15 protein-coding genes are annotated in these 13,005 nt (G+C 62.7%); 4 read left to right on the forward strand and 11 right to left on the reverse strand.

Annotated elements, in window-relative coordinates:
• Positions 1-2: 2 nt before the first annotated feature.
• The 5 genes from MJ205_RS11570 to MJ205_RS11590 form a co-directional block, all read right to left on the reverse strand.
• Positions 3-845, reverse strand: a complete 843-nt coding sequence (locus tag MJ205_RS11570) for a CbbQ/NirQ/NorQ/GpvN family protein (protein WP_239812574.1) — start codon at positions 843-845, stop codon at positions 3-5.
• A 5-nt stretch (positions 846-850) separates the two neighbouring features.
• The gene (locus tag MJ205_RS11575; RefSeq protein ID WP_239812575.1) at positions 851-1,333 is read right to left on the reverse strand and encodes an AmiS/UreI family transporter; all 483 of its coding nucleotides are present in this window, start codon (positions 1,331-1,333) and stop codon (positions 851-853) included.
• Positions 1,334-1,407: 74 nt separating this feature from the next.
• Positions 1,408-2,445, reverse strand: coding sequence for an aliphatic amidase (locus MJ205_RS11580; RefSeq protein WP_239812576.1), 1,038 nt, complete (start codon positions 2,443-2,445; stop codon positions 1,408-1,410).
• Positions 2,414-2,788 (reverse strand): hypothetical protein, encoded by a 375-nt coding sequence (locus tag MJ205_RS11585; protein ID WP_239812577.1) that lies wholly within the window; start codon positions 2,786-2,788, stop codon positions 2,414-2,416. Before MJ205_RS11585 ends, MJ205_RS11580 begins: the two co-directional genes overlap by 32 nt.
• A gap of 52 nt (positions 2,789-2,840) precedes the next feature.
• Positions 2,841-3,035, reverse strand: a complete 195-nt coding sequence (locus MJ205_RS11590) for a hypothetical protein (RefSeq protein ID WP_239812578.1) — start codon at positions 3,033-3,035, stop codon at positions 2,841-2,843.
• 41 nt (positions 3,036-3,076) lie between these two features.
• On the opposite strand from MJ205_RS11590, the gene MJ205_RS11595 reads away from it, so the two are divergent.
• Positions 3,077-3,376, forward strand: a complete 300-nt coding sequence (locus MJ205_RS11595) for a hypothetical protein (RefSeq protein ID WP_239812579.1) — start codon at positions 3,077-3,079, stop codon at positions 3,374-3,376.
• An 88-nt stretch (positions 3,377-3,464) separates the two neighbouring features.
• On the opposite strand, the gene MJ205_RS11600 is transcribed toward MJ205_RS11595, so the two are convergent.
• Positions 3,465-5,237 carry a hybrid sensor histidine kinase/response regulator gene (locus MJ205_RS11600; protein WP_239812580.1) on the reverse strand — a complete coding sequence of 591 codons (1,773 nt, stop codon included), beginning with the start codon at positions 5,235-5,237 and terminating at the stop codon, positions 3,465-3,467.
• Between the two features lie 9 nt (positions 5,238-5,246).
• Entirely contained in the window at positions 5,247-5,876 is a 630-nt protein-coding gene (locus MJ205_RS11605; protein ID WP_239812581.1) for a LuxR C-terminal-related transcriptional regulator, read from the reverse strand.
• Between the two features lie 555 nt (positions 5,877-6,431).
• On the opposite strand from MJ205_RS11605, the gene MJ205_RS11610 reads away from it, so the two are divergent.
• Complete coding sequence (locus MJ205_RS11610; RefSeq protein ID WP_239812582.1) at positions 6,432-7,772, forward strand: midcut-by-XrtH protein; 1,341 nt, start codon at positions 6,432-6,434, stop codon at positions 7,770-7,772.
• A gap of 147 nt (positions 7,773-7,919) precedes the next feature.
• Here the strand turns inward: MJ205_RS11610 and MJ205_RS11615 are convergent, their stop codons facing one another.
• Entirely contained in the window at positions 7,920-8,306 is a 387-nt protein-coding gene (locus MJ205_RS11615) for a hypothetical protein (RefSeq protein WP_239812583.1), read from the reverse strand.
• Between the two features lie 119 nt (positions 8,307-8,425).
• Positions 8,426-8,893: a GNAT family N-acetyltransferase gene (locus MJ205_RS11620; protein WP_239812584.1), complete on the reverse strand. Its 468-nt coding sequence runs from the start codon at positions 8,891-8,893 to the stop codon at positions 8,426-8,428.
• Between the two features lie 261 nt (positions 8,894-9,154).
• Here MJ205_RS11620 and MJ205_RS11625 point away from each other — a divergent pair, with 261 nt between their 5' ends.
• Positions 9,155-9,790, forward strand: a complete 636-nt coding sequence (locus tag MJ205_RS11625) for an HAD family hydrolase (protein ID WP_239812585.1) — start codon at positions 9,155-9,157, stop codon at positions 9,788-9,790.
• Here the strand turns inward: MJ205_RS11625 and MJ205_RS11630 are convergent.
• A complete protein-coding gene (locus tag MJ205_RS11630; protein ID WP_239812586.1) occupies positions 9,784-10,701 on the reverse strand; it encodes a LysR family transcriptional regulator in 918 nt (305 codons plus the stop codon). The genes MJ205_RS11625 and MJ205_RS11630 overlap by 7 nt on opposite strands.
• A gap of 135 nt (positions 10,702-10,836) precedes the next feature.
• Between MJ205_RS11630 and MJ205_RS11635 the strand changes: the two genes are divergently transcribed.
• Positions 10,837-11,586, forward strand: a complete 750-nt coding sequence (locus tag MJ205_RS11635) for an SDR family oxidoreductase (RefSeq protein ID WP_239812587.1) — start codon at positions 10,837-10,839, stop codon at positions 11,584-11,586.
• Between the two features lie 99 nt (positions 11,587-11,685).
• On the opposite strand, the gene MJ205_RS11640 is transcribed toward MJ205_RS11635, so the two are convergent.
• Entirely contained in the window at positions 11,686-12,585 is a 900-nt protein-coding gene (locus tag MJ205_RS11640) for an aminoglycoside phosphotransferase family protein (RefSeq protein WP_342395181.1), read from the reverse strand.
• Between the last annotated feature and the right edge of the window lie 420 nt (positions 12,586-13,005).

Raw genomic sequence — 13,005 nt, forward strand, 5'->3', positions numbered from 1 at the left:
TCCTAGCTACCAAATTTGGCATGCACGAGTTTCTTCAGCGCCTCGGTGGTATCGGGGTCATCCGTCAAGGCCTGGGTGATGGTCATGTCGCAGCTGTCGGCGGGCGATACACCATCGCGCATCAGCAAGCCGGCATAGATGAGCATGCGGGTGGAGGCGCCTTCATCCAGGCCATGGTGTTTGAGCGCGCGCGTGCTGTGGGCCAGCGCGACCAAGCGCTCGGCCTGCGCATGGTCTATGCCCGCTTCGTGCGCGACGATGTCGGCCTCGGTGGCAAGGTCGGGGTAGTCAAACTCCAGCGCGGCAAATCGCTGCCGTGTCGAGGGCTTCATGTCCTTGGCGCTGCTCTGGTAGCCGGGGTTGTAGGAGACCACCAGCTGAAAATCCGGATGGGCGTGCACGACCTCCCCTTTCTTGTCGAGCGGAAGCACACGGCGCGCGTCGGTCAGCGGATGGATGACGACCGTCGTGTCCTGCCGTGCCTCCACCACCTCATCGAGGTAGCAGATGGCACCGTAACGCACCGCCATGGTGAGCGGCCCGTCGTGCCAGGCCGTGCCACCGGCATCGAGCAAGTAGCGGCCGACCAGGTCAGAGGCGGTCATGTCTTCGTTGCAGGCCAGCGTGATGAGCGGGCGCCGAAGCGCCCAGGCCATGCGCTCGACAAAGCGCGTCTTTCCGCATCCGGTCGGCCCTTTCAGAATCAGCGGCATACGGTGCCGGTAGGCCTGTTCGTACAGCGCGATCTCATTGCGCGCGGGCCGGTAAAACGGCTCTTGGGCCAGGCGGTACCCGGCCAGCGGGTCATCGCCGCGAGCGGCTAGCAGAGGGTCTTTTGCGTTCATCATGTTCACCATTTCCCCGTCAACAACATCAAACCTGGAATCCAGCAGGTCACAATGCCCACCAGCACCGTGTAGGCCGCCAGAAAGCGCAGTTGCTTGCCCAACCCCAGCGCAAGAAAGAAGAAAAACCACAGACTCGACCAGACCAGCCACATGGCGATGACGCGGACATCACCCGCAGTGGCGGCAAAGGCCAGCGCGCTGACCGCTACAAACAGACAGTACCAACCCAGGCCCACGCCTTTGAGGGCCCACCACTGCACCACCGCCAGATACAGGTAGGTGAAAGCAAAAAGCAGGCCGCCTGCGGCAGCGAAAAAATCGGGGTCGGTGTCTGCACGCAGAATGCCTACGGCATTGAGGAACAAAGCCAGCAAACCCACGAGCAGATTGACCGGCGCAGAGTCCCGCGCATCCATGCGGCCGCTCAGCCCCACACCGTTGACGATCAGCACGACGCCAATGAAAAAAAGCGCAATACCCAGCATGCTTGTCTCCTTGTTTTTTATTGGATGGCATGGCTGCGCGCTACCGGGCGGCCATGCCCACTGGGGTGCAGGCTTTAGCGGTGCTGGGGCGCTTCGTGCGGAATCCCTTCTATGGGGCATTCAGGGGTGCCCACTGTCGTGCGCGTGAACGACTCGACCATCTCCCGCGTTCCCTCGGGATCGTTGACCCACTGGCTGTAGAAGCTGTAGGGGCAGGCGGCAACGCCCTTGTCGCCGTCGCCCGAGTTGATGGTGCCGGTGTAGCCCCGGTGCACCAATTTGAAGAGGTGGTTCTGCGACTGGCCGTTCTTGCGGGCGTCGCGAATCAGCGATTTGGACAGCTCGGCATACTGGATGCCCATTTCCTCTTCACCCGTCTCGCCCAGGGTGCGGCCGTCAAAACCGATGATGGCGGAGTGCCCGAAATAGGAGTAGACCCCGTCAAAGCCTGCCGCATTGGCCACGGCCACGTAGGTGTTGTTCATGAACGCCATGGCCTTGGACACCATGATCTGCTGCTCTTTGGCCGGGTACATATAGCCTTGGCAGCGGACGATCAGCTCGGCGCCGCGCATCGCACAATCGCGCCAGATCTCGGGGTAGTTGCCATCGTCGCAGATGATCAGGCTGATCTTCATGCCCTTGGGGCCTTCGCTGACATAGGTGCAGTCGCCGGGATACCAGCCTTCGATAGGCACCCAGGGCATGATCTTGCGGTATTTCTGCACGATCTCGCCCTGGTTGTTCATGAGGATCAAGGTGTTGTAGGGCGCCTTGTTGGGGTGCTCTTCATGGCGTTCTCCGGTGAGCGAGAAAATGCCCCAGACATTGGCCTTGCGGCAGGCATCGGCAAAGATGGCCGTCTCTTCACCGGGAATGGCCGAAGCGGTCTCGTACATCTCCTTGGCGTCGTACATGATGCCGTGCGTCGAATACTCGGGGAACACCACCAGGTCCATGCCCGGCAGCCCTCGCTTCATGCCCACCACCATGTCTGCGATCTTGCGGCAGTTGTCCAGCACCTCGGCCTTGGTGTGCAGGCGTGGCATCTTGTAGTTGACGACGGCAACCCCTACGCAATCATTGCTGCTCGAAATATCTCCATGTCTCATGGCTGTGCTCCAAGTTGGTGAGAAAAAGTGCGACTGGTCCGGCGGGCAGCAGCGCAGAGGCTTCAGAGCAGCGTAGGCAAAGCTCCGCCTGCGAACCCATGCAGGGTTCGGAAAACGGGAATGCAAAAGCGGACAAAAAAAAGCCCGAATCGACTCTGGAATGAATCGATTCGGGCTTTATTGCCGGACATCTGCGCTGGCAACCTTGGCAGCTGATGTCAAAAATCTGCAACGAAATCTGCGTGGCGTTGGTCCGCCGCCAGGCCATGTTAAAGCGATTGTGGCGATGGCCGCCTAGAACATCTACCGGTTGCAGCTGTTGAGCGATGGTGGTATTTGGCAAGCCGCGCCTGGCCCTCTGCAGGAACCGGACCGATGCGCGCCAGGCACAGCACTTAGGGGCACAGCGGTGCAAGGCTGGCAGTGCAGCGCCCCCGCGCGCCGGTCCAGTGCCCACCAAAACCACCTGCCGCCGTGGCCGCCTGCGCAGACAGCGCGGTGCCCAGCTTGACCTGCTTGAGCCGGGTGGCTCCGGTTTCCTGTTTTTCGGCTACATTCGCGATCGGGATCAGCGCGATGGACCCAGCCATCTGCTGAAGACCCCAACCACTGCAACGAAAGCCGTTCCACCATGAGTCTCGTCACCGATCTTCTCGCCGGGGTCGCGGCATTCTTTGCCGATGTATGGGTGTTCAGGCGCCAGCGCCAGAAACGGGGCCATGCCAGTCGCGGCATCGCCGATGACGCCATCGCGGTGGCCCGTTTTGACTTCGTCACCGCCGTGTGGATCGCGCTGGTCAGCATCGGCCTGACCCTGCTGCTGGTGTTGGGCTTCGGTGTCCCCGTAGCCTGGGGAGTCGGTATCGGGGTCGTCGTCGCAGCGGTATGGGGCTACCGAAAATACGCGCAGCTGCTCCGGGAGCCGCAGTGATGCCGGTCAACGGCACCGGGCTGATCGGGCACGCGACCGGGGACTGGTAGCAGCCTGGGCAGCGCGCATGAGGACCATGGCGCAGTGCCTAGGGGTGCAAAAGCCGGATCAGCGCCTGCTGCAGGTCCGCCGTGGATACCGGTTTGTGCAGCAGCAGGGCCGCCGTGGACTGCGCATCACGCAGGCGTTGCGGCGAGGTGTCTCCGGTGACGATGATGGCGGGCACGGGATGCTGCCCATGCTCCCGCAGCAGCTGCAGCGCTTCCTTGCCGGTCTCGCCGTTGCGCAGACGGAAGTCGGTGATGATCGCATCCGGAAGCTGCTTTGTGGCGCTGAGTTGCTGCAATGCATCCGGTCCCGACTCTGCGCAGGTGCAGTGGCAATGCCAACTCTCCAGCAGCGATTGCATCGCGCGCCGTGCCGCCTCGTCGTCATCGATCACGACGATGTGCAGCCCGGCTAGGCGGTCTTCGGATGCCGCAGGGGCTGCAAGCGGGTCCGGCACGCTCTGCAGCGCACCCGACCACAGCGGCAAACACAGGCGGAACACCGAGCCACGCCCGGGCAGCGAGCGCACGTCGATGCGGGTATGCAGTTGCAAGGCCAGGCGTTGTGCGATGGCCAGACCCAGTCCCAGGCCCTTGCGGCGGTCGCGCTCGGGGTTGCCCAGCTGGTGGAACTCTTCAAAGATGGACTGCAGGTGTTCGGGCGCAATGCCGCAGCCGGTGTCCCACACCTCCAGCGCCAGTTGCTGGCCCCGGCGCCGGCAGGCCACCAGAACGCCACCGGTCTGCGTATAGCGCAGCGCGTTGGACAGCAGGTTGCGCATCACCAGGTCCACCAATGCTTTGTCCGCCAATGCCGCTGCCGTGGTTTCGCGCGAGCGGTAGACCAAGCCTGCGTCATCGGCCTGCGCACCGAACTCCCGCTCCAGCGCGCTCAACAGCGGCTGGATGGCAAAGGGTGCCTCCTGCGTGCGCACCACCCCCGCTTCAACGCGCGAGTAGTCCAGCAGCGTCGTGAGCATTTCAGACGCGGCGACCGAGGCGGCGCGCGCATGCCCCAACACCTCTGCCTGCCGCTCCGACAGGGCGCTGCGCTGCAGCGAGTCCAGAAACAGTCCCAGCGCGTGCAGCGGCTGGCGCAGGTCGTGGCTGGCGGCGGCCAGAAATTTCGATTTGGCCAGGTTGGCGGTTTCTGCGCGGTCGCGCTCTTTTTTCAACTGATCGACCAGCGCGGCATTCTCGAAGCGCAGGCGCACGCTGTCCACCAGCGTGCGGTAGGAGACCCGGGTATAGAACAGGTTGGCGCCATACAGACACAGCGCGAACACCCCGTAGACGAGCGGCAGCCCATGCCCCTGGCCCAGATTGCGCACCGCAAAGGGCAGGATCAGCAGCGTTTGCGCTGCCACGGCTGCTGGAGGAAACGCGGCGAAGGAGGTGATGGAGCCGCAGGACATGCCCGCGATGACAAAGGCCAGGAACGCCAGCAACTGCGGCTGGTCTGAAAGGTAGAACGCCCAGCCCATGGCGCCCCACAGCGCGCTGGACAGCCCGCAGGCCACGGCAAAGCGCCAGGCCCAGACCCGGCTGGCGTCGCCCCTGGCAGCCATTGCGGGGTTCTGCGTATGGCGGCTCCAGCCACGTGCCAGCGCAATGCGTGCAAGCGTTACCAACATGATCGATGCACCCCAGGCCAGCAGTAGCGCGTGCGGCAGATGGGACCAGAAGACGGCGACCGCTGGAATGGGGATCACGAAATTGATGAACAGCATCGCGTGCGACTGCCGGTAGAGCAGATCCACCAGCGCCGTCTGCTCAGCGGCACAAAGAGGGGCAAGGCTTGCGTCGTTGGGCATACCAGACCTTCAAGCCGCGGACGCAGGCCCGGCATAGGCAGGCAATACATCCACCAGGCCCAGGTGCTGCGCGCGCAGCAAGGCGGCGCTGCGGTTGTCGACGCCCAGTTGCGCAAAGATCGCTGTCACATGCCCACGCACTGTGCTTTCGCTCAAGTCGAGCTGCCGTGCAATGACCTTGTTGGGCTTGCCGGCACTCAGCAGGCGCAACACGTCACGCTGACGCGGCGTAAGCGCAACCCCGTCCGGCAGCGGGCCGGAGGACGCTGGCACCGCAAAGCACGGCTGCCCCGCCAGCACCGCACCGATGGCCTGCAGAATGTCATTGCCGCTGGCGGATTTGGACAGAAAGCCATCGGCGCCCCGTGCGCGCGCCTCGCGCACGCCATCAGGCGCCACGCTGGCCGACACAAACACGATGCGCGCCTGCGGAAATGCCTTGCGCAACGAGGGCATGCCATCGAACCCGTTCATACCGGGCAGCATGATATCGAGCAACACCAGGTCAACCGCCCCACCCCCACCCGATGCTGGGGCACGCTGCGCGAGCGCACAGGCCTCGGCGATGGAGCCGGCCTCGGAAATGGCACCCACCTCCGGATGCTCCTGCACGATCAGGCGCAGACCTGTCCGAAACAAGGCGTGGTCTCAATCAACAGCAGATGGGCGGGACGGGAAGACATATGCACAGTATGACGCTGGCCGCGTGCAGGCAACCCCAGCTATTTGTCCTATAGACGGATGGCAGTGCCGCTGCTGATGCCGGCCGACTGCTGCGGCGGCCAGGCGCTCCAGGGGATCGTCTGCAGAACCCGTGCCCCATCGGATGGACGCGGACCAGATAAGACGCGAGGCGTCTTCTGCAGTCAATTGCAAGGTTATAGACAAGAAAGACAACGCCGCAAATCGCCCGGGCCTGCATTCTGACCACGGCAGGGAGTTTTGCAGAGAATCCCTAGCACAGCCAGATATTCAAATCCTTTTATTAATTTGAAGTATCTTTGGTTTTCTTGGAAAACTCATTAAAAAAGCATTTTATAAGCCATTAATAGGGATAGGAAAAACACGCATACAGAAAATAATAAATCACCAAAATAATGGTGCTGCACTGGAATAACTTCAGCTAGATATTCTCAAACGAGAGGCGGCGCCATGATAAATTTCAAATCCTGTTTTGGCAGAGCACGACAGCGCATGATGTGCAGCTTGCTGCTTGTGCTTGGCGGGCTGACGCAGGCGCAAGCGCAGGATTTATCGTTGCTGGTGTGTCCCGCTGGCCAAATCTACATGTCCACGCTCCAAGCCTGTCAGATAGTGTCGGATGCGACCTATCTCAGCGCGTCACCAGACTCAGGGAGTACGCCTTCCGGCGCAGACACGATCGCCATTGCCAATGTGCTGGCGAATGACACGGTGTTTTGGAGTACGGATGATACCTTTGAGCCGGACAGGGTGGAGCCAGCCAGCATCCACTATTTTCAACTGGCCGTGGTCACCCCGGCGTCCCATCCGGGAGTGACGCTGAATACATCGACGGGTGCAGTGAAAGCAGCCGCTTCGGTGCCCCCGGGCACGTATTCAATGGAATACCAGGTGTGCTTCCCGGGGGGATTCCGAATGAATAATTCCACCGGCGAGATGACCGCAGAAACCTTGTCGGAAAAATGCGCTCCACCGACCGCCATATCCATCACGGTCACCGACCAGGTCGTGAACACCTGCGACATATCCTTGGGCTATACGCCGGTGGTCACGGTGCCTGTGGGACCTACCACGCCAGTTCCCAGCCTGGGCATTTTTGCCGTGGCAGCATTGGCGGCATTCATTGCAGTGCTTGCCTGGCGCAGCCGCCGCGATGGCTACAAAGCGCGCATGCTGGCCATCGCAGGCATGGCAGCGGCGGTCAGTCTGTTGTCGCTGGGGGGTGGATCATGGATCGAATCAGTGCGCGCAGCGGGCCCTTATGAACTTGTCAATCCAGCGGGCGGCACGCTGGCAGACAGCAGTGTGCCCTACGCCGATCCTGCGCCGCTGCTGACGGTCACCAATACCAGTGGCGTACGCATGCGCATTACCGCGAACGGCAATTCCGCAGAGACGGGAAGCTGTGTAGTGAATTCAGAAATCGCACCAGGCGCCAGTTGCACCACGCAAGCCTATTCATGCACACCGCCCGCGCCGCTTCTGCCCATCAGCGTCACCGCTGCGCCTACCAACACCTGCACGACGGACATCATTGCAAGCTACCCCTACAACTCGGCCGAGCCACTGGATGGACTGCTCTATGCGTATGCACCGCGTCTCGTGAACGAGCCCACCTTCAATGAGACGGGCGTGACGACCGTCAGCAGCTATGTCCGCAATGCCACCGAGGCCACCTACGACAGCAACAATTTCGTGTCGAACCCGGAAGCGCTGACCTCGGGGTTCACCATCGTCACCTCCACCGCGCCGGACGGCTATGTGTTTGTACCCGGCAACACCAAGACAATGACCTGGACACTGCCGTACGCCTGCTGGAACGAGCCGGCTTAAATCTGGCAACTGCCAATGATGGAGGCGTGATCAGCGGCCATGCGCAGCGGATCAGGCCTCCACAGTCTGATGGGCACTGGCCGTGAGGGCCGGTGGCGGCGGCAGGCAGGCCCGTTTGGCGGTCCGGCCGCTCCGGCACCGCCTGATCTAAGGCCGAACGATGAGATCCGCCCACAACGGGCGGATGCGCTCTTCCAGGTAATAGCCGCCGTATTCGGTGTACCGGAGAAACGCCCCCGAACAGCGGGCGCAGCGCCACAAGGTACTGCGGGTGTAGGGGTGCCAGCCAGGCGCTATCGGGGCATCGGGGGACCAGAAGTTGGTGCCCGCTGGATGAAACTCTTCCAGCTGCTCCCACGACGCTTCGCTGCCCAGCGCGCCCAGCAACGCCAGGTGGTCGGTACCCGCTGCGGCAGACATCGACTCCCAACCCCGCCGCCACAACGGCGCGCAGTCAGCACAACGGGGTTGGGCTGCCGCCTCGGCCGCAAAGGCCTGCAGTTCGGCATCGGTTATCTGGTGCTGGGTCGTCACGGGTGGGTTATAGCGCAATGGAGGGATGCGGGGGAGTGTATGCCAATCCCGGCTCCAGGTGGGCCGGCAGAGGTGCGGGCAAGCAGCGCCAACGCCACGGCACCCCCGGTGCTCGCCCCCTATGGATCCAGCGGCTGCTGCGCCTTGCCGCTGGCCAGATCCTGGAAGTAGATGAGCTCAGGGTCACCCGGGTCGAGATTCTCGACGATGCCGCTTCGCATGAAACCCGCGCGGACAAACAGGCTCTGCGCCGGTGCATTGGAAGCATTCGTACTGGTAAACAGCTTGGGGGTGACGCAGCGATACGCCAGCTCGATGAGCAAAGCAAGCGCAACCCCTTTGCCGCGGTGTGCGGGAGCGACGCACACCAGCGGTATGAAACCGCATCCGAAGAAGTGGTATTCCAGCACCGCAAACCCCAGCGGCAGGCCGCCCTCGACGGCCACGATACAGGAGGATTGCTCGACCATGCGCCTGAGCTCGGACCGTCTGCTTCCATGCTCCTGTGCATACGGATCACAGGCATAGAGCTGCGGCAGATCAGCGTCCAGCGCTGGGCGGAATACGAGGTCGGGGACAGCGGGCATGGGCAATGGATCCCTTTAAACTGGTTGGCTGGCAGGATCATGCCTCATCGCGAGGCGATGCAGCAGGCTTTGCAGCGCAGGAAGAGCGCCTTTCGCCGCAGCACGCTGTCGTCCCCCGGGCCAGGACAAGCATCGCAACGGCTGCGTTGCGCTGGCCTCCACTGCGGTGACCCCTTTCACGCAGCTACAGGCCGCCGCTGTACAAGGCGCCCCGACGCGCTGAGAACCAATTTTTTAAAGTGGGCCGCACCCACCATTCAGATGAAAACACCACCCATCGACACCGTCATCTTCGATCTTGGCAACGTTTTGATCCAGTGGGATCCCAGACATCTGTACCGGAAAATCTTTGTGGGCGATGAGGCGGGCATGGAAGCCTTTCTGGCGGAGGTGTGTACCGCCGAGTGGAACGACCAGCAGGATCGGGGCCGGCCGTGGAAGCAAGGCATTGCCGAGGCCATTGAACGGCATCCGGCGCAGGAGGCTGCCATTCGCGCCTACTTCGACCGCTGGCCGGAGATGGTGCCTGGAGCAATCGACGATGCCGTTGCCATCCTCAAGGAGCTGCGGCAACAGCCGCTGCGTTTGCTCGCTTTGACCAACTGGTCCGCCGAAACCTTTCCGATTGCGCAGGCGCGCTTTGATTTTCTCGCCTGGTTCGACGGCATCGTGGTGTCCGGCCATGAACGCCTTGCCAAGCCCCAAGCAGAAATTTTCGAGCTGGTCATCGCCCGTTTCAACCTGAATCCTGCATCGGCGGTATTCATTGACGACAGCCTGCGCAATGTCGAGGCAGCGATGCGCCAGGGAATGCAAGCGATCCATTTTGCGGGTGCTGAGGATCTTCGGGCGAGATTGCGGGCACTGGGGATGGAGATCAGCGAACGGGCTCAGTAGTTCCTATGCAGCAATGGCGGCACCAGGCGCGGATCACGCAGCTTGTCCACCCACCACTGCAGCGCCGGCCCTGCGCGGTGCGAATGCCATCCGACAAACAGCAGGTTGGGGTCACGCGAGTCCTGCGTGGCCAGCGCCACCAGGCTGCCGTGGGCCAGGTGATCGCGCACCTTCTCCAGCGGTAGCCAGCCAACGCCCAGTCCTGCTACCTGGGCGGCGATCTTGGCGCGCATGCTGGGCAGCGCCAGGCGCTCCTGGTGCGTCTGCACACCGTAGCTGCGGGCGACCGCCAGGCGCGAGGTATCGGCCACGACGACCGAGCGGTGCGCGGCGATGGCCTCCACCGATAGCGGTTGCCCGTCTTGTGCCTCGCGTGCCAGCGGGTGGTGCGGTGCCACGGCAAACACCCATTCCAGCTGCGCCAGCTCAAACCATTGCAGATGCGCCATCGCCGGCGGCTCGTTTGTGGCGGCTACCACCAGGTCGGCGCGCTGGTCCAGCAAGGCCTCCCAGGTGCCGCCCAGCACCTCATGGGCCATGCGCAGCCGCACGCCACTCTTGAGCGCATCAAAGTCGGCGATCAAGGGCAGCAGCGCCTCGGTATTGGCCAGTTCGTCGGTCACGATGCGCAGCTCGGACTCCCAGCCCCGCGCCACCTGCTTGACCCGCTCCGTCAGCCGCCGCGCCTGGGCGTGCAGTTGCGCGCCCTGCTCCACCAGCAGCAAGCCGGCAGGCGTGAGCGCGATGCGGTAGCCCGCACGGTCAAACAGCAGGGCATCGAGCCGCTCCTCCAGCTGGCGCGCCGCATAGGACACGGTGGATGCGGCCTTGCCCAGCCGCTCGGCCGCGCGCGACAGGCTACCGGTGGCGCGCACCGCTTCGAGCAGCTGGAGATCTTCGAGACTCAACATGTTCGGTATTTTTGCACGAGTTCATCGAAATCCTGGTGTCTGTAGCGCGATCCATCGGCAGATACTTCATCCATCAGCCCTGCATTGGGGCTGATAACCCAGCAACACATCAACGAAACAAACGAAAGAAAAATCATGAACCGCTTTGAAGGAAAGAATATTTTGGTCACCGGTGGCAGCAGCGGCATCGGCGCTGCAGCCGCCATCGCCTTTGCCCGTGAAGGCGCCCGGGTAGCGATCACCGGCCGCGATACCGACAGCCTGGCCCGCGTCAAGGCCGCGTTGGGCCCTGACGCGCTGGCCCTGGTCAGCGAAGCCGGTGACGTCTCCGCCCAAGCCGCGCTGGTCGCCGCGTTGCAAACGCAGATGGGCGTGATCGATGGTGTGTTCATCAACGCCGGCGTGGCCAAGTTTGGCCCGCTGCCGCAGATCGACGAGGCGCTGTGGGACAGCAGCTTTGACACCAATGTCAAAGGCCCCTACTTCCTGATCCAACGCCTCGCTGCGCTGATGACGCGAGGCGGCTCCATCGTGCTGAACGGCTCGATCAACGCCCACATCGGCATGGCCAACTCCAGCGTCTACGCGGCCAGCAAGGCCGCACTGATCTCCCTGGCCAAGACCTTGTCGGCCGAGCTGCTGCCCCAAGGCGTGCGTGTGAATGTCGTGAGCCCCGGCCCCGTCAGCACCCCGCTCTACGGCAAGCTGGGCCTGGCACCCGACCAGGCCCAGGCCATGGCCGCCGGCATCCAGACGCAGATTCCACTGGGCCGCTTTGGCACGCCAGAAGAAATCGCTGCGACGGTGTTGCATATGGTGTCCAAGGAGTCTGGGTTTATTGTGGGGACGGAGATTATTGCGGATGGGGGGATGAGCCAGATGTGAGGGGGTGGGCGCACGTTCTGCCGCAAACGCCCCCCGCATGGGCCAGGCGGTGGGGTACAGCGAGTGGAAGCAACTGAGAAGACCGCAGCGATGGGATCGTCAAGCCAACGCCTGCCTGGCCAGTTGTGCAACAGCCAACTCCTCATCGGCCTCGGTTCTGCATCCGTCTTCCAAAAACCAGGCCGCTGACAACGCGGCATGGGCCATCACCCACCGGAGCAGGCGCTGACGCTCCAGGCCTGCCACATCGACCACCACGGCCAACTGCCGCGCAAAGCGCTCCGGGTCGGTACAGGTTTTCAGGTCCGGGTTGCACAGCACATTCACGTAGTCGTAATACCGCTCACCGGTGACGCGCTTGGGGTCTATCGCGAGCCATCCGCGCTGTTCAAAATCGAGGATATTGCTATGGTGTGCATCCCCGTGCAGGACGACCTGCTCACGCTGATCCTGCAGCAGCTCTTGCGCCACCATTGCGCATTCAGCCATCAGGCCGCCCTGCTGCGCGGCCATCGGCGCCAGCGATCGAAAGAAATCCGCCAAAGGCAGCAGGTTTTCAGGCGGCGGCGCAGAAGGCCGGTGGGAATGCAGTTGATGAAGGCTGAGGCAGATACAGGTCGTCGCTGCGTCATCTTCTCCCTCTAAAGCCATGCGCAGCAAATGCCTGGAGCCCGTGGCCCGCTCCATCAGCAGCGCGCCTGACGGCGGGTCAGAAGCATAAACGCGAGCCGCACCGGCGCCATCCCACCATTGCAACACTTGTCCGCCGATGCGCTCGTCCAAGTCTCGGCTGATTTTGATCATCGCCGGGAGGCCATTCCACTTCCCCGTCAGGCTGACAGGCAGAAGATCGCTGGTAGACGTGGCCAAAGGCCTGCCTGCGGGCTGCGCGCCCCAGCGCTGGAGATGGGCTTGGAAGAGATGGAGGTCGAGGTCTGGCATCCACCAGATTGTCGTGGAAGTTCCCAGGCATCCAGCGGCAAGCCCGTTGATAAACATAGGTGCAGGTGCCGCCTGCGCCCGCTCCAGACTGCTGCAGATGATCGAAGACCTGGTGCGCAGCATCGATATACAACTGCGCACCCAGCCATCACATCGCTTCGGCCTCAAGGCGTCACAAGACGAGCACCGCGCCATCGTGGCAGCCTGCCGTCCAAGGAATCTGGGTTTATTGTGGGGACAGAGATTATTGCGGATGGGGGGATGAGCCAGATGTGAGGTGGGGGCAGCAGGTGCCGGCGCATGGGCTTAGACCGCTGCGCCGCAGTTACTGCCTGGGTCTTGAAGCTGCAGTTGACGCATTTGCTGCCAGTGACAGCTTTAGGCTGTGGATGCCAGCGATCGACGCAACTACGCGGCCTGGATCTTTGATGTCAGCCGCTTTGAACACCGGGCTTGCTGACGACCTTCTGAAGCCGA

This window comes from Comamonas sp. B21-038, assembly GCF_022387135.1.
Classification (GTDB): Bacteria; Pseudomonadota; Gammaproteobacteria; order Burkholderiales; family Burkholderiaceae_C; genus Comamonas; species Comamonas sediminis.

Excerpts from the sequence above, each read along its gene's own strand:
- MJ205_RS11570 (WP_239812574.1), bottom strand. The coding sequence starts at position 845 with ATGAACGCAAAAGACCCTCTGCTAGCCGCTCGCGGCGATGACCCGCTG.
- MJ205_RS11575 (WP_239812575.1), bottom strand. The coding sequence starts at position 1,333 with ATGCTGGGTATTGCGCTTTTTTTCATTGGCGTCGTGCTGATCGTCAAC.
- MJ205_RS11580 (WP_239812576.1), bottom strand. The coding sequence starts at position 2,445 with ATGAGACATGGAGATATTTCGAGCAGCAATGATTGCGTAGGGGTTGCC.
- MJ205_RS11590 (WP_239812578.1), bottom strand. The coding sequence starts at position 3,035 with ATGGCTGGGTCCATCGCGCTGATCCCGATCGCGAATGTAGCCGAAAAA.
- MJ205_RS11595 (WP_239812579.1), top strand. The coding sequence starts at position 3,077 with ATGAGTCTCGTCACCGATCTTCTCGCCGGGGTCGCGGCATTCTTTGCC.
- MJ205_RS11600 (WP_239812580.1), bottom strand. The coding sequence starts at position 5,237 with ATGCCCAACGACGCAAGCCTTGCCCCTCTTTGTGCCGCTGAGCAGACG.
- MJ205_RS11610 (WP_239812582.1), top strand. The coding sequence starts at position 6,432 with ATGATGTGCAGCTTGCTGCTTGTGCTTGGCGGGCTGACGCAGGCGCAA.
- MJ205_RS11620 (WP_239812584.1), bottom strand. The coding sequence starts at position 8,893 with ATGCCCGCTGTCCCCGACCTCGTATTCCGCCCAGCGCTGGACGCTGAT.
- MJ205_RS11625 (WP_239812585.1), top strand. The coding sequence starts at position 9,155 with ATGAAAACACCACCCATCGACACCGTCATCTTCGATCTTGGCAACGTT.
- MJ205_RS11630 (WP_239812586.1), bottom strand. The coding sequence starts at position 10,701 with ATGTTGAGTCTCGAAGATCTCCAGCTGCTCGAAGCGGTGCGCGCCACC.
- MJ205_RS11635 (WP_239812587.1), top strand. The coding sequence starts at position 10,837 with ATGAACCGCTTTGAAGGAAAGAATATTTTGGTCACCGGTGGCAGCAGC.
- MJ205_RS11640 (WP_342395181.1), bottom strand. The coding sequence starts at position 12,585 with ATGTTTATCAACGGGCTTGCCGCTGGATGCCTGGGAACTTCCACGACA.